Annotated in this window: 12 protein-coding genes; 5 read left to right on the top strand and 7 right to left on the bottom strand. The window is 73.2% G+C overall.

Going from position 1 to position 19500, the window contains the following annotated elements:
- Positions 1 to 16 precede the first annotated feature (16 nt).
- Entirely contained in the window at positions 17 to 1621 is a 1605-nt protein-coding gene (locus ACZ4VF_RS34690; RefSeq protein ID WP_467931005.1) for an alpha/beta hydrolase-fold protein, read from the bottom strand.
- A 216-nt stretch (positions 1622 to 1837) separates the two neighbouring features.
- On the opposite strand from ACZ4VF_RS34690, the gene ACZ4VF_RS34685 reads away from it, so the two are divergent.
- Entirely contained in the window at positions 1838 to 2809 is a 972-nt protein-coding gene (locus tag ACZ4VF_RS34685; protein WP_467931004.1) for a hypothetical protein, read from the top strand.
- A gap of 1086 nt (positions 2810 to 3895) precedes the next feature.
- Here ACZ4VF_RS34685 and ACZ4VF_RS34680 read toward each other — a convergent pair.
- Complete coding sequence (locus tag ACZ4VF_RS34680) at positions 3896 to 5224, bottom strand: phosphatase PAP2 family protein (RefSeq protein ID WP_467931002.1); 1329 nt, start codon at positions 5222 to 5224, stop codon at positions 3896 to 3898.
- Between the two features lie 577 nt (positions 5225 to 5801).
- Here ACZ4VF_RS34680 and ACZ4VF_RS34675 point away from each other — a divergent pair.
- Positions 5802 to 6806, top strand: a complete 1005-nt coding sequence (locus ACZ4VF_RS34675) for an SDR family NAD(P)-dependent oxidoreductase (RefSeq protein WP_467931001.1) — start codon at positions 5802 to 5804, stop codon at positions 6804 to 6806.
- Between the two features lie 33 nt (positions 6807 to 6839).
- Complete coding sequence (locus tag ACZ4VF_RS34670; RefSeq protein ID WP_467931000.1) at positions 6840 to 7895, top strand: terpene synthase family protein; 1056 nt, start codon at positions 6840 to 6842, stop codon at positions 7893 to 7895.
- Between the two features lie 184 nt (positions 7896 to 8079).
- Here ACZ4VF_RS34670 and ACZ4VF_RS34665 read toward each other — a convergent pair whose 3' ends face one another.
- On the bottom strand, positions 8080 to 9444 hold the full coding sequence (locus tag ACZ4VF_RS34665; RefSeq protein ID WP_467930998.1) for an MFS transporter: 1365 nt from the start codon (positions 9442 to 9444) through the stop codon (positions 8080 to 8082).
- Between the two features lie 454 nt (positions 9445 to 9898).
- On the opposite strand from ACZ4VF_RS34665, the gene ACZ4VF_RS34660 reads away from it, so the two are divergent.
- Positions 9899 to 11521 carry an SDR family oxidoreductase gene (locus tag ACZ4VF_RS34660; protein ID WP_467930997.1) on the top strand — a complete coding sequence of 541 codons (1623 nt, stop codon included), beginning with the start codon at positions 9899 to 9901 and terminating at the stop codon, positions 11519 to 11521.
- Positions 11522 to 11756: 235 nt separating this feature from the next.
- The gene (locus ACZ4VF_RS34655; RefSeq protein ID WP_467930996.1) at positions 11757 to 12740 is read left to right on the top strand and encodes an SDR family oxidoreductase; all 984 of its coding nucleotides are present in this window, start codon (positions 11757 to 11759) and stop codon (positions 12738 to 12740) included.
- Positions 12741 to 13061: 321 nt separating this feature from the next.
- Here the strand turns inward: ACZ4VF_RS34655 and ACZ4VF_RS34650 are convergent, their stop codons facing one another.
- The 4 genes from ACZ4VF_RS34650 to ACZ4VF_RS34635 form a co-directional block, all read right to left on the bottom strand.
- Positions 13062 to 13289 carry a hypothetical protein gene (locus ACZ4VF_RS34650; protein ID WP_467930994.1) on the bottom strand — a complete coding sequence of 76 codons (228 nt, stop codon included), beginning with the start codon at positions 13287 to 13289 and terminating at the stop codon, positions 13062 to 13064.
- A gap of 564 nt (positions 13290 to 13853) precedes the next feature.
- Positions 13854 to 15845: a lamin tail domain-containing protein gene (locus ACZ4VF_RS34645; protein ID WP_467930993.1), complete on the bottom strand. Its 1992-nt coding sequence runs from the start codon at positions 15843 to 15845 to the stop codon at positions 13854 to 13856.
- 125 nt (positions 15846 to 15970) lie between these two features.
- The gene (locus tag ACZ4VF_RS34640) at positions 15971 to 17734 is read right to left on the bottom strand and encodes a thiopeptide-type bacteriocin biosynthesis protein (RefSeq protein ID WP_467930992.1); all 1764 of its coding nucleotides are present in this window, start codon (positions 17732 to 17734) and stop codon (positions 15971 to 15973) included.
- 106 nt (positions 17735 to 17840) lie between these two features.
- On the bottom strand, positions 17841 to 19500 hold a 1660-nt coding region (locus ACZ4VF_RS34635), incomplete at its 5' end, for a TOMM precursor leader peptide-binding protein (RefSeq protein WP_467930990.1).

The following is a 19500-nucleotide window of genomic DNA, read 5'->3' as shown; positions in this document are numbered from 1 at the left end:
GGGGCGACGGCTGGACTCACGGGTCGGTGGTCACCTCGAATCCCGCGCCGTAGACGCCGTTGGGGGTGGCGGCGTCCCGGGCGCGCAGGTCGGCGAGGATGTTGGCCGAGCTGGTGTACTCGAACGGTGGGAAGGACAGGGCGATCGCCTTGGTGATCCCGGCCCAGGGGCCCGATGCCTGGAAACCGTTGTCCTGGGACGGCAGCTCGCTTCCCGGCACGTGCCAGACTGCCGGTCCGCCCGAGTCGCCCGTCAGGTTCGCGGCCGCCGAGCGGTAGATGCCGCCGGTGTTGTCCATGACGGTGCCGAACCAGACGCCCGTCTGACCCGACACGACGAGTTCGTTGTCACCGGCGGCGAGCAGCCGCTCGGTGTCGAGCGCGGGTCCCTTGGCGTTCGGACTGACGGTTCCGCCGGGGACCTTCAGGACTCCGGTCTGCTTGAGGTAGGGGCCCTGCGAGGAGAGCGTCACCTGCGGGACCAGTTCGATGATCATGTAGTCCTTGGTCATGTGACCCGTCTGCGAGCCCTCCGGATCCTTGAAGTAGCGCACGTACCCGATCGGACCGAAGCCGGTGTCCGCGCGGTCGTAGACGGGGGCCACGTCGTCGTGGATCTCGCGGTCCGCGTAGGCGGGGTCCCTGAGGCAGTGGCCGGCCGAAATGGCGATCCGGTGCCCGTACTTGTCGGTGCCCACCGCGCCGATCGTGCAGAACTCCGGTTCGGCCGGGTCGCCGTCACCGTTCCCGGTGTAGATCGTGACGCCTATACCGGCCCGGGCCAGGACGTCCATGTGCGCGACCGGGTCTGCTTCGTCCCAGCGCCAGTCCGCCCCGAAGACCGGGTAGGGCGTGCCGAAGATCGCGTCGCTGGACACCGTGGGACCGAAGTCGAGACTGCACGTGGGGTTCGAACTCCCGCACAGCGGGGCGCCTACGTTCGTCAGCGTGGCGACCACGGCCGCGCGCATGACGGCGTGGCGGACCGAGAGTTCGTTGGCACCGGACAGCGTGGCGACCTGACCGAACAGGTCGGGATGCCGCTGGGCGTAGTGCAGGGAGCCGAAACCACCCATCGAGAGGCCGGCGACGGCCCGCGCCTTCCTGGTGGCGACGGTGCGGAGATTGGCGTCCACGAACGGGATCACCTGGTTGATGTGGAAGTGCTCCCAGTTCTGCGCGCCGGCGGCGGTGCTCTGGTCGAGCCAGTCGGTGTACCAACCCCTGCGGCCCCCGTCCGGTATGACCGTGATCATGGACTGGGCCGCGGTGAGCGCCGGGTACGCCACGTTCGGGTTGCCGGGGTCGTCGGACGCGCCGTGCAGGAAGTACAGCACCGGGTAGCGCTTGTCGGGACGCCGGGCGTAGTCGGTGGGCAGCAGGATGCGGATGTGGTGCTCGCCCTCGACCTCGGGCGTGGTCACCGTGATGACGAAGTTGGTGGCGGTGCCGACGGCGTCACCGGTCTGCGTGAGGCCGAAGCCGTCGGTCATCTCCGGCGGGCGCGGAGCCGAGGCCTCGGCGGGGGCGAACGACGCGCCCATGAGGAGGACGGCCACCACCGCGGCGACGCCTGCCGCCGCGAGCCGTCTCAGCCGAGCGGGCACAGCTGGTCTCATCATGTGTCCTAGGGGACTGGTCGCCATGATCGCCATGGGACGGCCGGTCGGCCGGTCACGGGGAATCACATCGCACCACCCGTGCGTGACGCCATAGGAACGGTCTGGCGCAGTTGCGCCACTGGCGCCAGTGCGCCGGGCATCGAATAGGCTCCGGCAACTGGATGCCGGACGGCTGCGCGGACCCGGTCCGTCGCTCCGTGAGGGGAGGGAATGGTCGTGCACGACGTGCTGGACCCGGATTCCGACCGGGGCCGGGTCTATCAGTCCCTGGTCCGTCATCCGCGGCAGTCCGCCGGGGAGTTGGCGGCTCGCACCGGACTGGCCGAAGCCTCCGTCCGGGCGGTGCTGGACGAACTCGCCGCCGAGGACGGCGTCGTGACGACGGACCCCGGCAGTGCGGCAGCCGTCTGGGAAGCGGTGCCGCCCACGCAGCTCGTCGAGGCGCTGTTGCGGCGCGATGACGCGTTACGGACGGTGCTGCGCCGAACCGGTGCGGAGCTGGAGCGGCTCTACCGTTCCGCCAGGCGGGACAGCCTCCACTACGACGCGCTGGAGGTCGTGGAAGACCTCGCGCGTGTCCTCGCGCTCAGCCGGCAACTCCAGCACACGGCGCGCCACCAGCTGCGGAGCATCGACGTGCCACCGTACTCCGGCACGCCCGACTTCTATCTCGCGCAGGAGGCCTTGCAGCGCGAGCGCATGGCCGCCGGTATCACCTACCGCGCCATCTACCCGGGCTCCGCGTTCGACGATCCCATCGCGTGGCCCAACATGGCCCGCATGATCGAGGCCGGGGAACAGGCCCGGACGCTGGACGATCCACCCCTGAAGCTGAGCCTGCGCGACGACGACCTGGCGGTGGTCACCCTCGCCGCCGACGAGCGCCCCGGCGTCGTATCCCTCGTGATCCGCCCGTCGAGTCTGCTCCAGGCGCTGTCCAACGTCTTCGAGTCGCTCTGGCGACTGGCCGTCCCCGTGTCGGCAGCGGGCACCGGTACGCAGATCGACGCCCGGGACCGCCAGATCCTTTCCCTCATGGCCAGCGGCGCCACCGACGACGCGATCGCCAGGCACCTGGGGGTGGGGCGCCGCACCGTCGTCCGCCGCGTCTCCGCCCTGCTGACCGGGCTGGGCGCAACGACCCGTTTCCAGGCCGGGGTCCAAGCGGCCCGACGGGGATGGCTCTGAGGACACCCGTCCCGGCATCCGGTCCCATCCGGTCTTCCGTCCGGCTCGGACCCCGGATTCGGCAGGAAGCGCCCGCCGGCCGACGTGCGCTCAAGCACGCGAAAGACGCGCGGTGGCCCGACGGGAACGGGTGACGCGGCCGCGGTGACATCGCCCCGCGGCCGGTTCGACGACGACGGGTCCGGTGGGCGCGTCCGCATCGTGGCATCTGCCGTCCGGGCGCCTGGACCGCTTGTGCAGGAGAGGGTTCGGGCATGAGCCGCCGACCGGGGCCCCAGGTGGTGCCGGCCGGTCCTTCGAAGGCCGGAGTCCAGCGCCCGTGCCGCGCGGTCGGTTCGCCGGCAGCCGGCGGGCGGCAGCGGCGGGGGAGAGGCCGGGGTGGGCGCGGTGCCGACGTGCGGCGTGCCGCCGGCGGCGGAGGCGTCGCGGGTGACGTCGGCGTCGACGGGCGCTCTCGACATCTTCGCGTCGCGCTGGCGACCCTGCCCTGTCGCCCCCGGACCCGTCTCCCCCTTCCGGAACCCGCAGACCGCCCGCAGCCGCGCAGACCGGACGAGGGCGAGCAGGGCCGGGACGGCCTGAGTGCTACGCCGCTGTTCCCGGCCCGGCTTCCCGCGGGTCCCCGCTCGGCCGGGTCGGTCCGTCATCCGTCACCAGCCGGCGCTCCGGCTCCGTCGCATCCAGCTCCCAGTAGTACAGGCACTCCTCACACCGCACCCCGTCCACCAGGACCTCGTCCTCCCCGTTCGGGCAGTCCGTGCCGTCCCCGCGGCCCGCACACGCTTCCCATGGAGTCCCCACACCGTCGACCGTGCGCGCCACCCGAGCCGCCCGGCAGAGAGCGTGCCGGGCGCACGGACGCTCACCGCCGACACAACGCCCCAGCACCCGCCATCCGTCGCAACAGCGCCGCGTGTCGTACACCGCCGGCGGGCATCCGGGCACCCGGGAGAACCGAGCACGCCGGCCGACAGGGCCCCGGCGAAGTACCGCATGCCGGCCGGCGGCATCCGGTGGGAGGCGCAGCTCCCGCATGCTCCCGGGCGGGTGGCGGTGGGCCGCCGCGGTGACACCCGGTGAGACATCTCAGACCGGCTCGGGCTGCGCCTCCGGTCGTCGTGCCGGTGCGACCGTCGGTTGCCGGAGGTGGGCGACGCATACGTAGCCGTAGACCACGGAGGCCATCGCCATGATGAGAAGTGGCCCGCTCACCCACGGATATGCCGCCATCTCCAGCGGTAGATAGCGATACGACACCAAAAGCGTGGCGAAGACCGTCACCCCGTAAACGACGAACTGGATCCCCGACCGATCCCAGCCGCGGTCGGACGAGCGCAAGGCCGCCTCGACGGTGAGCGCGAACACCACCCCGGCGACGAGATCCGTGCCGTAGTGGTAGCCGAAGCCCAGCGTTGCGACGAGTGTGGCGATCAGCCAGAACGTGCCCGCGTACCGCAGGATCCGGGGGCCCGTGCGGGTGTGGATGAAGATCGCGGTGGCCCACGCCGTGTGCAGGCTGGGCATGCAGTTACGGGGGGTGATTCCGTCGTAGAGCATCGGGTGCGGGGCGCTGACGGGCGGCTGGGTGTGCGGCCACAGATCGGCCACCGCCCACTGCACACCGCCTGTGCCGGAGGCACCCGGGCCATAGGCGAAGACCGGTCCCACCACCGGGAAGAGCATGTAGATCACCGGCCCGAGGAGCCCGATCAGCAGAAAGGTGCGCACCAGATGGTGGCGAGGGAAGCGGCCTTCGGCCCTCACCTTGCGCAGCTGGTACAGCGCGACCACGACCGCGGCCACCGCGAGCTGCGCGTAGACCAGGCCGAGGAGACCGGTGCCGATCGGGTCCGTGGCCTCGACGATCCGGCCCACCAGCCACGAGGGGTTGCCCAGTGCCTGATCGGCGGTCGCCAGGTACTGATCCAGCACGGCCGGGCGGGTCTTCGCCGTGATGAGCAGCCAGGAGTCGCCGATCTGGCGGCCGATCACGAGCAGCAGACCCAGTCCGACGCCCTTCAGCAGCAGGACGCGTTCCCGACCTCTGCGGCGCGTGACGGCGATGACCGCGTAGCCCAGCATCACCCACAACGCGCCATTGCCGAAGGAATGGCCGTCGGCCACCTCGGCGTCGATCGCCCATCGCACCAGTGTGAGGACCACGTCGATGCCGATCGCGACACCCGCCGCCATGAACCGTTGGCGCCAGGTGAGCACCACCATCATCAAGGCCAGACCGCCGTACACCGGCCCCGGCTTGGGGGCGAATATCGTCTCTCTGGCCTGTTCGGTCAACGGCCCCGGTATGCCGGCGGAGTGACGTGCGACGACCTCCAGCGCGATGAGGCAGCCGAGTACCGCCACACCAGCCGTGGCCCACAGCGACGCACGTGGGCCGCGCCACCCGGCGGGCATCCTTCTCCCGCCTATTCGCGAGAGCTTCCAAGATGTTCGAGATGTCAATTGTCTGGCCGATTTGTTATGGGGTTAACTGGCACGCTTTTCGCGCTATATGACATGTTTTCTGATGTAGGGCGAAGAAGTGATCATCGTCGTATCGAACATGTTATCGGGCTGGGAGTGCACGGCAGCCGCCGGGTGGGAGACGCCGTGATCGACCGGGGGCGATCGTCGTCGCCGCTGTGCCGCTTGCCCGGTGACCCGGGGCCGTCGTCCGGCGGTCATCGTCACGGGCGCGCTCGCTGCCGCTGTCGGCCCGCTCTCGTGGAGCGCCGTCCTCCACACCGCCTGGGACGTACGGCCAGGTGCTCCGCGGAGGCGTCCGGGAACAACGTCAAGCCGTGAGCCGGCCCCGGTCACGTGACGGCGCGTGCCGGAGCGCGGGACGGCGCACGCAGCGCGCAATGGAACTTGGGGTGCGCGCGGTTGCGTCCACCCGGTCCGCGCGCCCCCTGCCCTGCCGCGGGCTCCCGGGGCAGGGTGGGCGGTTGCCCGGGAGAGCTGCCGTCCCGGCGCGCCGTCCAGGAGGGGGATGAGCCGGGTGGACGAGGGACGTGACGAGGTCCGTTTCGACGGCCGCGTGGTTGTGGTGACCGGCGCGGGCCGGGGACTGGGCAGGGAGTACGCGCTCCTCCTCGCGGCGCGCGGCGCCCAGGTCCTCGTCAACGACGTGGGGACCGCAACCGACGGACTCGGGGCGTCGTCCGCGCCCGCCCGCACCGTGGTCGAGGAGATCCGGGCGGCGGGCGGCCAGGCGCTGGCGGACGGGCACGACGTGGCCACCCCGGCCGGCGCGCGGGCCCTCGTCGCGGCCGCGCTGGAACGGTGGGGCCGGCTGGACGCCCTGGTCAACAACGCGGGCATCGCGATCCTGCGCCCGTTGGACGAGCTCACCGACGACGAATGCCGACGGGTGCTGGACACCCACGCGGGCGGCACCCTGAACATGCTGCGGGCCGTATGGCCGCACATGGCCGCCGCCGGGTACGGGCGGATCGTCAACACGTGCTCCGACGCCCTGTTCGGCGACACTGGGCTCAGCGCGTACGCCGCGGGCAAAGGCGCCGTGCTGGGGCTCACCACGTCCTCGGCAGCCGAAGGCGCCGCTCACGGCATCAAGGTCAACGCGGTCGTGCCCGTCGCAGCGACCCGCATGTCCCTGGAGGCGGTCCGGAACGACGAACGGACGACCGCGCTGCTCACCGACCTGTTCCCCGCCCGGCACGTCGCCCCGGTGGTGGCGTTGCTGGCCCACGAGAGCGCCCCCTGCACCGGCCAGCTCCTCCACGCGGCCGGCCGCCGCACCGCCCGGATCTTCCTGGGCGCCACCGAAGGCGTCGTGTGGACGCAGGACCCCACACCGGAGATGGTCCGGGACGGCTTCCCGCGCATTCGCGACACCGGGGCGTTCCGCACACCGGAGAGCGTCGGCGAGTCCATGGGCTTCTCCTTCGCCCGGCTGGGCTCCGGGACCGCCGGGTCACCGGCCCTCGACCTCACCACCCCGGCCGCCGGCGAAGAACGCGCCCACACCTGACCCGCGCCGCCCGCCACGACTCCGGGAGGACCCGTGCCACAGGACATGGACTTCGGTCTCCCCGCCGCGACGGAGATCAGCCCCGGCCTCGAAGACGCCCGCCGGCACAACCTGGACTGGGTGCGCCGCACCGGTCTGGCCGATGACGACCGGTCCCTGGCCTGGTACGTCTCCTGGGACATGCCGCGCCTGGCCGCGCTCGGCTTCCCGTACGCCCGGGGGCCGGCCCTGGACCTGTTGGCGGACGCGATGGGGTTCTTCTTCGTCTTCGACGACCAGTTCGACGGCCCCCTCGGCCGGAACCCCGCCGAGACCGCCCGCGTCTGCCAGGCGCTGATCGACATCGCGTACGGTGCCCCGCCGCCGCCCGGGGCGGACCCCTGCACGACGGCGTTCGCCGACATCCGGGCCCGCGGCACCGAGGGTGCCCACCCGGCCTGGACCGCCCGTACCGCACACGAATGGGAGTACTACTTCGCCGCGCAGGCCCACGAAGCGCGGGGCCGTCTCCGCGGCACCCCGTCGGACCTCGACACCTACCTCCAGGTCAGACGCGGCATCGCCGCCACCGACCTGCCCCTCTCGCTCGGGGAACGCGCGGCCGGCCTCACCGTCCCCGCGTCCGCCTTCCACAGTCCCGAGCTGCGCATCATGCGCCGGTCCGCCATCGACGTCACCCTGATGTGCAACGACGTGTACTCCCTGGAGAAGGAGGACGCCCGTGGCGACATGGACAACCTCGTCCTCGTCCTCGAACGGGCCCGGCACCTCACCCGTGCCGAAGCTCTTGCCGCGGCCCGGCGCGAGGTGGACCGGCGCGTCCTGCGCTTCCAGGACCTGGCCGGACAGGTGCCCGCCCTCTGCGCGCAGCTCGCCCTCTTCGAGCGTGAGCGGGCCGACGTCGCCGGCTACGTCCGCGTCATGACCGCGTGGATGAGCGGCTACCACGCCTGGCAGACGGGGACCCAGCGCTACCGGAACGCACCCCGCGTCGTGCCGCCCCCGGGCCCTGGCCACCTCGGCCAGGTCCTGCGCACCGGCGTAGGCCGGCCGCCGCGTTCCGGGCCCGAATCGTCCCCGGCTCCGTGATCGACCGACTCCTCGCCACCGTCGCCCCGCAGGCGGTGTCAGCGCCCTCGCGGACAGCGTCCTGGCCGAGGAAGCGGCCTTTGCGCATGGCCCGGCCTGCTGGCGGGGTCCGTGCGGGTCCCGCAGTGAGCGGCAGGGGGCCGGCTCCGCGGCGATCGTCCGCTCCGCGCAGTCCGTCTCGCTCTCAGGAGCGGCGTTCCTCCGGTGCGATCGAGGGAGCGTCCGGGGAAGCGGTGTCCGGGGAAGCGGTGTTCGGTGGGACGCCGCCGGTGCCCCGGGAAACGTTCCGGGCCGGGGCGGGTGCCCGGAGGGTCGCCTCGGTACGGCCCCCCGCCAGCAGGACACGGCCCACTGCCGCGGCGGCCACCTGGCAAGCGGCGGTGCCCAGCACCAGCGGGGCGGCTCCCAGACCGCTGAGCGCGCCGGCCGCGGCGACCCCGCCGGCGGCGAAGGTGCTCTTGAGCCCGGCGCCGAGCGTGAAGACCTGGGTGCGGACGGCCGCGGGCGCGTACCGTTCGCGGCTGGCCAGCAACGCGCTGAACAAGGGGCCGGTACAGGAACCGGCGGCGGCGAACAGGACCGTGGCCACCAGGACGTGACCGGCCCAGGGCACGGCCGCGAGCGGGAAGGCCGTACCCAGAAGCCCCCAGAGGACCACCCGCTCAGGCCGTTCCTCGCCCACGGGGCGCCAGGCGTAGCCCAGCGAGCCGGCCAGGGCGCCCACCGCGAACGCGGTCATCAGGCCGCCCGTCGCCCAGGCGGCGTCGTACCGGTGGGCGAGCAGCACACTCACCACGGGCAGCGCCCCGACGCCCAGCTGCCCCACGCTGCTGGCCCAGGTGACCGACCGGAGCGGGCGGTCGCGGACGAGTACGGCCGCCCCGCTCAGCAGGCCGGCGGGCCGGAACCGGGCCCGGCCCGCCCGCGACCCGGGCCCGGGGGGCAGCCGTAGCGAGAGCAGCAGCAGCCCGCCCGCCGTCGCTCCGGCTCCCAGCACGGCCAGGGCCAGACCGGCACTCGTCGCCGTGCCCAGGGCGGCCGCGGCAGCGGGCCCGCAGATGCCGGCCAGGTTGTAGGAGACGGCGTCGGCGCCGAACGCCCGGGTGAGCCGGTCCTGGGGCAGCAACTCCCCGAGCAGACTGGTCAGTCCGCCGGTCAGGAGTGGCGCCACGCATCCCGCTGCGGCGGCCAGCGCGAGGACCAGGAGGTCGCCGACCCTGCCCACCAGGGCGGCGAGCGCGGCCAGTGCGACGCCGTACAGGACGACACCGCCGCCGTGGAAGAGACGACGCCGTCTCACCGCGTCGGCCAGGGCTCCGGCCACCGGCGCCGCCGCGACGTGCGGCACCATCAGCGCGGCCACCAGCGCGCCGCCCAGCGCGGGGCTGTCGGCACGTTGTGCGGCGAGCATGACGAGCGCGACCCGGGCTCCCTCGTCGGCCGTGCGGGCCAGGGCGGCGGCCGTGAGGTAGACGGGCAGGACCGCCGGGCGGCACGGGTGCGGTGCGGAGTGGGTGTGGCGGGTGCGCGAGGGAGTATGAGGCGGCATGGAAACCAACGTGCCCGGTGGACGCTGTGGCAACAGCCGCCGACGTCGGGAACCTGGCCGCCCAGCCCCCGTCGGCGAGTACGCCGTTCGCCGTCGGGCGTGTACGCCGGTTGGCCGTCTGCCGCTCGCGGCGAGGGTGCCGTCGGCTGGGCACACCGCTTGCCCGCCTGCCGCTCGCCCCAAGGGCGCCGCCGGCCGCACACGCGGGGTCCTCCGTCCGCTGCCGTGCCCTGTCCCGTCGGGTCCGGATCAGCAAGGCCCCCGCGCGCTGGATATCGGTCAGCAAGGCCTCGCACGGGTATCGCCGCGGGCCGCTCGCCGAGGTCACCCGATCGCCGCGGCCGTTCCGTGCATCCGGTGGCGCGGGCGGCACGGTAGAGCAAGGTAGAGACACGTAGGGACGGCAGGGACGCGAGCAGGCGAACCCGATACGCAGTGGAAGGGGCGGTTCCCCTTGGAGGAGGAGACGACCGGAGCCGGGGGCCGGGCCGCGGGCGAGACCGCGACCTGTCTGGTCACCGGTGCCAGCGGCTACATCGGGGGCCGGCTGGTGCCGGAACTGCTGGACGCCGGATACCGGGTGCGCTGCCTGGTACGGACCCCGCGCAAGCTGCGGGACCACCCGTGGGCGGACCGGGTGGAGGTCGTGCGGGGAGATGTCACCGACGCCGAGTCCGTGGCGCGGGCCATGGCGGGTGTGGACGTCGCCTACTACCTGGTGCACGCCCTCGGCACCGGCCGCGACTTCGAGCGCACCGACCGCGAGGCGGCCCGCGTCTTCGGCGAACAGGCGCGCCGGGCCGGCGTACGCCGCCTGGTCTACCTCGGCGGACTGACCCCACCCGGCGTGCCCGAGCAGGACCTCTCGCCCCACCTGCGCTCCCGGGCCGAGGTCGGCCGGATCCTCCTCGACTCGGGCGTACCCACGGCCGTGCTGCGCGCCGCCGTCATCATCGGTTCCGGCTCCGCGAGCTTCGAGATGCTGCGCTATCTCACCGAGCGGCTGCCGGTGATGGTCACCCCCCGCTGGGTCCACACCCGCATCCAGCCCATCGCCGTACGGGACGTCCTGCGCATCCTGGTGGGCTGCGCGCGACTGCCCGCCGACGTCAACCGGACCTTCGACATCGGCGGTCCCGAGGTGCTCACCTACCTGGAGATGATGCAACGGTACGCCGCCGTCGCCGGACTGCGCCGCCGCCTGGTGGTGCCGGTACCGGTGCTCACACCCGGCCTGTCCAGCCACTGGGTGGGCCTGGTCACCCCGGTCCCGGCCTCGATCGCGCGCCCGCTCACCGAGTCGCTGCGTCACGAGGTGGTGTGCCGTGAGAACGACATCGAGCGGTACGTACCCAGCCCGCCCGGTCACCCCAGGGGCTTCGACCGCTCCGTCGACCTCGCCCTCCAACGGGTCCGCGAGGCCCAGGTCGCCACCCGCTGGTCGTCGGCGTCGGTACCCGGCGCCCCCAGCGACCCCCTGCCCACCGACCCGGACTGGGCGGGCGGCAGCCTCTACACGGACGTGCGCGAGCGCGAGGCCGAGGTGTCGGCCCAGGCGCTGTGGGAGGTCATCGAGGGCATCGGCGGGGAGAACGGCTGGTACTCCTTCCCGTTGGCCTGGGCGGTGCGCGGCTGGCTCGACCGTCTCGTGGGCGGCGTCGGCCTGCGTCGGGGCCGGCGCGACGCCCGGCGGCTGCGCGTGGGGGACTCGCTGGACTTCTGGCGGGTCGAGGAGATCGAACGCGGACGTCTGCTGCGGTTGCGCGCCGAGATGCGGCTGCCGGGCCTGGCCTGGCTGGAGATGCGCGTGGAGCGCGAGGGTGACGGGCCGGTCCGCTACCGGCAGCGCGCACTGTTCCACCCGCGGGGGCTTCTGGGACACCTGTACTGGTGGGGCGTCTCGCCCTTCCACGCGGTCGTCTTCGGCGGCATGGCCCGCAACATCGTCCGGGCCGCCGCCCGGACCCGGCGTGCGGCGAACCCCGCGCCGGGCGGCGGCGGTGCGTCCGTGGCCGCGCTGAGGGCGGACGACGGAGCCGCCGGTACCGGCGGCCGTCGGCCACCGGAAGAACGCTGAGGCCTCGGACTTGACCCGGCCGTCCCCTTCACCCGGACACGGCGGCGGCGCCGACGTCCGCGAGCCGCACACGGCGGTGGCGCCGAGCACTCCGTCGGGCCGCGGGAGGCGCGGCTGCGGCACACCCCGGGCCCATGACGAGCGGCGCACGCCACCGAAAGCGTCGACGGGACACGTCGGCAGACCGGACGCCCCAGGCGCCCCGGCCCGACACCGCAGAGAGAGGCACCCCCTGATGACTCCCCGCCCCCTCAAGACCTCCGGTCACAGCGCCGCTGACGCCCCGTTGCGCGGCCGGGTCGCCGTCGTCACCGGAGCTGCCCGCGGGATCGGCGAGGCACTGGCGCGGCGCCTGTCCACCGAGGGCATGGCGGTGGCACTGCTCGGCCGTGAGGCGCACACCCTGCGGGCCGCCGCGTCCGCGCTCCGCGGCCCCGCCCTCTGCGTCGAGGCCGACGTCACCGACCCGGAAGCGCTCGACCAGGCAGCACGGGAGGTGGCCGCCGAACTCGGGACCGCATCGGTGGTCGTGGCCAACGCCGGCGTCGCGGCCGGCGGCCCCTTCCGCCTCACCGACGCCGACCTGTGGCGGCGCGTCGTCGACGTCAACCTCGTCGGCTCCGCCAACACCGCCCGCGCCTTCCTTCCGCACCTCACCCGCACCCGGGGGTACTTCCTCCAGGTGGCCTCCACGGCCGCGTTCGGCTCGGCGCCCCTGATGAGCGCGTACTGCGCGTCGAAAGCGGGCGCGGAGTCCTTCGCACAGGCGCTGCGGGGCGAGGTCGAACCGGACGGCATCGCCGTGGGCATCGCCTACCTGCACTGGACGGGCACCGACATGCTCACCGGCCTGGACGACCACCCGGTGCTGCGCGCCCTGCGCGCCCGCCAACCGGGCTTCGCCCGCCGCGTGCACAGCCCCGAGCAGGTCGCCGAATGGCTCGCCACGGGCGTCACCCGCCGCGCCGCCCATATCTATGCACCGCCCTGGCTGCGCTGGTGCCAGCCTCTGCGTCCGCTGTTTCCCGCGCTGGTCGCCCGTGTCGCCCGCCGCGAGCTGCGCCGCACGTCCACCGCCGACCTGGCGGCCGGTACGGGGGTCATGGGCGAGGGCGGCCGCGCCGACTGGGAAGCACACCGAGCCGCGCTGCGGTCCGCCACCGGGCCCGGCCGGCACCTTGGCGGGCGGCCCGGCGGGCAGGCTCCGCCGACTGACTGACGCCCGGACGCGCGACCAGCACGGCCGCGACCCTCCCGGCCCGCGGCACTCCGCTGTCGAGCGCAGACGGACGGCACGTCGCGATCCGTACTTCAGGGCCGCGGTCACAGCCTTCGTGTGCGTGCCGCCGATCCGGCCGACGGCGACGGCCCGGAGACACACCTTGCGCTGACCGACGGGATCCGCCCAGGGGAGGCGGAGGTTCCGGCGAGGGTGACCGCGGCCGGCCCGGCAGATGCGACGCGACTACGGGTTCACGCGGCGACCACCAGGGCGGAGGCCAAGAACGCGTAGGCCGTGCAACGCGGTCGTGTCCGTCGGTCAGAACAAGGTGTCGGTGTTCTCGGTGGGAGCGGGGGCCGGCGCGCGGGTGGGCCGGGGACGCTCGGGCCTGGGGTCTTCCCCGAACAGCGCCTGTGTCCCGCATGCGTCGGGCACGGCGGGCACCGGCCGGCACACCGCCTCGTCGACCAGGTCCAGAGGGGCGGAGTCGTCGAAGTCGGCGCGCTGCATACGGGTCCAGTCGCGGTCCTGGGGTATGGCGGTCACTGGCGGTCTCCTGTCTCTGCTCGGGGGCCGGGGTGCGGGCGGCAAGCCCCGGTGTCATGTCGGTGTCCGGGTCGGTGTGGGGCGGTGCGTGCGCCGTACGGCGGGCCGCGAGGGCGGTTGCCCCCACGGTGACGTTCCGGCGGTTGCTGGTCCTCCTTGATGTCGTGTCACGATTGTCGCCGCCCACTGTGGGCGGGCCGGCCGGCGGGGCCGTCGAAGACCTGGCGGTACACCGGCCCCTGGCTGTCTCTCCCTCCTTCTGCCCACACGACGGGTCCCGCATCGGTCCGGCCGGCGACCCACGGTATGTGCGGGGTTCCCCCGTCGAGCGCGGCCATGTCCGCCTTGTGGCGAGCATCGCCCGGTGCCGGGCGCGGACGACGTCCTGACGCATGCCCCGGGAGACGAGTACGGCGAAGCTCCCGGCAGACAGTGAGTGGTCGTGCCACCGCCTGCCAGGAGCTTCGTCCGCTGCCTACGGGCCCGGAACCGTTTCAGGAACCGGGGCCCGGCATCACCTGGAGGAGACCTGGTGCGTGAGCCCTGCCTCGGCGATCGGCGGCGTCAGCAGGGGAACGTGCCGCTGTAGAGGGCGTGGCCGTAGGAGGAGCTTCCGGCTCCGAAGCCGTAGATGCCGTCGTCGCTCCAGACCGCTTCGCGGAAGCCGTTGACGCAGGTCGACGGCGGCGCGAGGGCGAAGCCCTCCAGGTTGTCGATCGGCATGACCGCCGGATTCGTGTAGGTCACATCCGGCACGATCGTCCCGGCGGCGTCGACCTTCAGGAACGTGTGTGTCTCGCCGCAGGTGTTGTCGCAGGTCGCGACGATGCGCCGCGTCCCGGGGTCGAACATCACGTCCATCACGGACGCCTTGCCGGTCCGGATCGTGCCGAACGTGGTGAACGAGCCGTCGGAGTTCAGGCCGTAGACGTGCAGCGTGCCGTCCCACTCCAGGCCGGCGAAGTACAGACCGGACCCGTGCAGCGGGTAGTTCGCCGGGTCGTAGGCGGCATGGGTGAGCGGATCGATCCAGCCGTTCGCGGTCAGCCAGCTGTCGGGCACGTAGCCGACACCCTCGAAGCCGAGGTTGGCGTCGTCCTTGCTGCCGGTGTCGAGCTGGGGGAACTGCGAGGTCATGTCCCACTGGTGGACCGGCGTCAGTGTCGACCCGGTGGCGGCGGGGTCGAACTCCATGATCGTGTCCTTGGGGACCGTGTTGTCGGCGTTGTCACGCTCGGACGTGACGTAGACGTGGCCGTTGCCGCCGACCGTCACGCCCTCGGAGTCCGGCTGGCCCGAGCTGCCCGCGAAGCGGATCTGCCTGCCGGTGGCGCTCCATGACGGGTCCGGGACCCACTTGCCGTTGCTCTTGACGAGCTTGTACAGCCAGTTCTTGTTCTTGGCGGCCCACAGCACCGACGGGTTCGCCGGGTCGAACGCCAGCCCGCTCACGTCGCGGCCCTCCGGGCCGGTGGACGTGGTGAACGCGCAGACGTCGTCGGTGATCGTGACGTCCAGGCCGCCCGGCCACGCCGACGTGCCCGCCGGGGACGGGCCCGTGCCGGAGGGCGTCTCGGGAGTGCAGCCGCTCGTCAACGAGCCCCCGCCGCCCAGCAGACGACCGCTCTGACCACCGCCACCGCCACCGCCACCGCCACCGCTGCCTCCGCCTGAGCAGGAGTTGGCGCTGCCGAGCGTCGCGGTCGTGGAGGTCCGGAACCAGCCGGTGCCGTTGGCGCAGCGTTCGTCCGACGGCTTGGCGCCGTCCGTGGCCCAGGTCACCGAGTCCACGGTGGTGCCGTTGCCGTCGAGGAGGAAGAGGGAGTCGCTGTCGCCCAGACCGAGGCTGGAGTCGAACGTGACGTAACCGCCCGAGGGAATGCTGGTCGCGCTCGGGAAGGAGGACGAGATCGGGACCGGCGCGTGGCTGGTGTCGTTGTCCACGTACTTCCACGCACCGATGCCGACCGCGCTCGTGCCGCCGTTGTACAGCTCCACGGTGTCCGAGCCGTCGGAGGTGACCTCGTTGATCCGCACCTGGCTCGCCGACGGGACCGGCGACGGACAGCCGGAGGCGTTCGCGGCGCCGAAGGTGGTCACCGTGATGGTGGTCACCCAGGTGCCGGCGCCGTCGCCCGCGCAGCGCGCCAACGCCGGCTTCGCCTTGCCGGTCGCCCACTCCACGCGGTCGACCACCGCGCCGCCGGCCGTGTAGAGCACCAGTTTGTCCGAGTCACCGAGACCCTTGGGCGAGTCGAAGGTGACGAAACCGCCGGCGGTGATCGTGGTGGCGGACGGGCTGAACGACTGTGGCGAGAAGCTGTCGTCGGACACCTTCCAGCCGCTGATGCTCACCGCGGTGGAGCCGCTGTTGAACAGCTCCACCGTGTCGTTGTTCGAGGAGGTGACCTCGTTGATGCGCACGTTCTGGTAGCCGGCCGGGTCGGCGGCGGCCGCGGGCTGAGCAGCGAACAGCCCGGTGGCGAACAGTCCTGAGAACGTCAAAACCGTGGCGCACACCGAGGCGACGCCGACGCGTGCGTGGGAAGTAGTCACGAGCCGGAACTCTGGTGAAACCACGTTGAAACAGCGTGTATTTCGGCTGAATGCCGCCTGCTGACCACCGGAACGCCCGGCGCGCGCCGCTCGGACGGCCGCGGCCATGCGGCGGGGGTGTGCGTCTAGGGGCTGGAGTGGCCGAGGTGGCCCAGGGGGAGGAGGTACTGCACGGGCTGGTCCAGGGCGTCGAGACCGAGGAGTTCGTGGGCCAGGTCGTCGTGGAGGCCGCCCAGCGGGAGGGTGGACAGGCCGTACGCGGTCGCGGTGAGCAGGAGTGTCTGTGCGAGGTGCCCGGCTTCCAGCAGGCCCAGGCGCAGCGCCCGCAGGCCGTAGCGGCGTCGCAGCAGTCCGAGGTCGAGGTGGACCGTGAGCACCGCCGGGACCTCGTCGATGCCGACCGCGTCCGGGTCGTCCGCCGACCGGGTGAAGTACGAGGACAGCGCCTTCAGGTCGGCGAGGGTCGGCGCGGGGCCGATCGGGAGGAGGGCACGGCGTTCCGGTACGCAGTGGTATGTTCCCGCGGCCAGCCCCGCGACGTGGAGCGCCACCAGGCGTACCCGCACGCTGTAGAGGGCACCGGCGCTCGGGTAGGGGCGGTGCCGCAGCGTACGGACGGAGCCGTCGGAGAGCGGCTGGTGTGTCGTGTGGCTTTCGGCGTACGCGGACCACAGCACCCCGCCCAGGGTCCGCGCGTCCAACGGCCCGCACAGCGGCCCGCGCGCGGAGTTGCGCCGGCGGAGGGTGTCGGCGAGGGACAGGTCCGGCAGGGGCGCGGCGGGCAGGGGGAGTTCGGCCGCCGGCCGGGTCGCCGGGACCGTGGGTGGGGGCAGGTCGCGCAGTGCGGAGTCCTGGGGCCGCCCGATCCGGAACTTGCTGCGTTCCAGGTACTGGTAGTCGGCCGCGCGGTGCCCGGCGGGGAAGAACCCGGGGTCGTCCTCGCTGTCCAGCAGGGTGCGGGCCGCGAGGTGGCACACGGCGCGTTCCTCGTCGGGGGTGACGCCGAGCCGGTTGAACAGCATGTGCAGCTGGGACGCCCATACCCAGGGCAGGCGGTGGGCGGCCTGCTCGGCGGACACGATCTCCCGCAGTCGGGTGTCCGCGCTTCGCACCCGGCGTACCCATTCTGTCAGCCACGGCGCGGCGCTGTCGGTGTCCAGGGCGGTGCGCAGGGCCGCCGCCCGGCGCACCAGCTTGGGCCGCTGGTCGGAGAAGACGGTGTTCACCTGGGAGTGGACGGCGGCCGCGGGCAGCGGCTCGACCTCGGTGATCCAGCGCCAGGAGGCGGCGTGCCGGCGCAGCCAGCCGGCGGCCTGGAGGTCGTCCAGGCCGAGCGCCTGGGCGGTGGCGTGGGCGAGGTCGAGGGCGAGCGGGAGCCGGGAGGCCCGGTCCGGTGCAGCGCGCAGTGCTTCGACGGCCGCGCGGGTGGAATGGGCGAACATCTCCTCCGCGAGGGGGAGTGCGGTGGGACCGCCGTACCGCTCGGTCTCGGGGACGTAGGGGACCTCGCGCACCTCGCCGTGCCGCAGGGACCAGGGGCCGGTGAACTGTTCCGGCCGGCCCGCCGCCAACTCGGCCAGCGCGGCCGGCAGTCCGGCCGCCGCGCCTGCGGGCAGCGGGCCCCGGAAGCGGATGCGCAGATGGGGGCCACCTTCGCCGTAACGGATGAAGAACCAGGCGGAGCGCGGGTCGGCGGTCACCTCGTCCATCAGCGGGGCGAGGTCGTCGGTGACGAACGCGTCCGTCTGCGCGCCACCGGTGTGCAGGGCGAGGTGGAGGCTGTGCCAGGGCGGTGCGGGATCAACTGACGCGGCCTCGGTAGGAGTCGGGAGCGGGCGGGCGGTCGTCATCGTGTCCTCACGGGAGGGGCGGGGGCGGGCGCTCGTCATCGCGTCCTCACGGGCGGTCGTCGTGCCTTCGGGGGAGGGGCCGGACAGGGGCGGGCGGGCGGTCGTCGTCGCGCGCTCACGGGCGTGGGCGGTGGTCGTCGTGCCCTCATGGGAAGGGGTGAGGGTGGAGGGGGAGTTCGTCGTGGTGCGGCGGTCGGGTGGTGCGACCCAGCCGGTGGGGGACTTCCAGCAGCCGGGCCAGTCCCGTGGTGCGGCGGTTGACGTGTCCGAAGGTCATCGGCAGGGTGCCGGGGACGATCACCTTGGCGCAGTGCAGGCCCAGCGTTGCGCGTACGCCGGGTTCGTCCTGTGTGACCGCGATGACTTCCAGGTTCTCGGCGGCCAGCCGTTCGACGGTCCGGTCCAGCAGCCGGGTCAGGTCGGTCACCGGCTCGGGTGCCCCCGGCCACCTTTCCTGCCACGGCGCCTGCGCGGTGTCGGTGAACAGGAAGTCCAGCCGGGGCTGTGCCTCGGGAAGCGTGTTCAGGCCGACGTGGTCGTCGAGGTCCAGCACCAGCTCGGGACGGTCCAGCATCGGTCGCAGCCGCTCGGGGTCCCGGGGTCCTCCGGGGGCCGAACGGCGGGCGGCCTCCTGGACGTTGGTGACCACCTCGGCCACCGCCGAGCGGATCGCCACCCGGGGGTCGTGGTGGGCGCCGGCGGCCAGGAACGCGCGGGGGGCGTCGGGATGCGTGCCCTCGTAACGGCAGAGGGAGACCACCGCGGGTATGCCGAGGTCGTTGGTGGCGTCGAGCAGGGTCAGGCGGTAGCGCAGCAGTGCCGCACGGTCGGCCAGATGGGTGACTTCCGGGTCGTCGGCGGGCACGGCGACCCGGGGCAGTGGGGTGCGCGCGTACCAGGCCATCAGGAAGGCGTCGCGTTCGGCGACCTCGAACAGCGCGTAGAGTGCGGCCTCCTGGGGGCTGTTGCCCAGTCCGCAGCCGTTCGAGGACTCGTACACCACCCGCGGCCGGTCCGGGCCCGGCACGTCCCAGTACGCCACGTGCTCGGGCACCGCCACCGTGCGGCGTTCGGTGAGTGACCAGCCGTACACCCAGTCGAGTGCGAGGTCCGGGGAGTACGGCACGGTCCGCCGGGCGGGATGGCCGTCGAACTCGGGATCCGGAAGGCCGAGCCGGACGGGGTCGAGTACGGCGTGCTCGCCCGCCGCGACGAGGTCGGCGTACGAGGAGTGCAGCACCGTGCGGCGGCCGGTGGGCCGCATGCCGGCGAAACGCTCCACGCTTTCGAACAGGGCGATCCGTTCACTGGACTCGAAGTCGCCCGAGCGGCCGTAACCGCCGTCGTCGAGTGAGCGGCCGTCCGTCACCCAGGCGGTGGTCAGCGCGAACGCGGAGTCCTCGGTCCGGAAGAGCCGGCGTACCGGTCCGAACCGTTCGTCGTGCAGCGCCTGCCGCATCCGGGCGGCTGTCGTGCGGGCGTTCGCGCCGCGCAGCACCGATGGATCGGGCAGGGGCCGGGGGTCGGCCTGCAGCCGGGCGGCGGCGGGGGAGTCGTCCGGCAGTGGCCGGCACACGGGGCAGCCGCCGACCGGTCCGACACGGTGGCTGGACCAGGTGTACCGGTCGCCGTGGAGGACGTGCACGAGGGCCCGGTCCTCGACCGAGGCCGGGTCCAGGGGCTCGTCCACGACCCTGGCCGGGTCCGGGGGCTCGTCCACGACCCTGGCCGGGTCCGGGGGCTCGTCCACGACCCTGGCCGGGTCCGGGGGCTCGTCCACGACCCTGGCCGGGTCCGGGGGCCGT

The organism is Streptomyces sp. NPDC029151, from assembly GCF_055564315.1.
The sequence above is the reverse complement of the archived record's forward strand: the minus strand, read 5'-3'. Positions and strand labels throughout refer to the sequence as shown.

Excerpts from the sequence above, each read along its gene's own strand:
- ACZ4VF_RS34690 (WP_467931005.1), bottom strand. The coding sequence starts at position 1,621 with ATGATGAGACCAGCTGTGCCCGCTCGGCTGAGACGGCTCGCGGCGGCA.
- ACZ4VF_RS34680 (WP_467931002.1), bottom strand. The coding sequence starts at position 5,224 with ATGCCCGCCGGGTGGCGCGGCCCACGTGCGTCGCTGTGGGCCACGGCT.
- ACZ4VF_RS34675 (WP_467931001.1), top strand. The coding sequence starts at position 5,802 with ATGAGCCGGGTGGACGAGGGACGTGACGAGGTCCGTTTCGACGGCCGC.
- ACZ4VF_RS34665 (WP_467930998.1), bottom strand. The coding sequence starts at position 9,444 with ATGCCGCCTCATACTCCCTCGCGCACCCGCCACACCCACTCCGCACCG.
- ACZ4VF_RS34655 (WP_467930996.1), top strand. The coding sequence starts at position 11,757 with ATGACTCCCCGCCCCCTCAAGACCTCCGGTCACAGCGCCGCTGACGCC.
- ACZ4VF_RS34640 (WP_467930992.1), bottom strand. The coding sequence starts at position 17,734 with ATGACGAGCGCCCGCCCCCGCCCCTCCCGTGAGGACACGATGACGACC.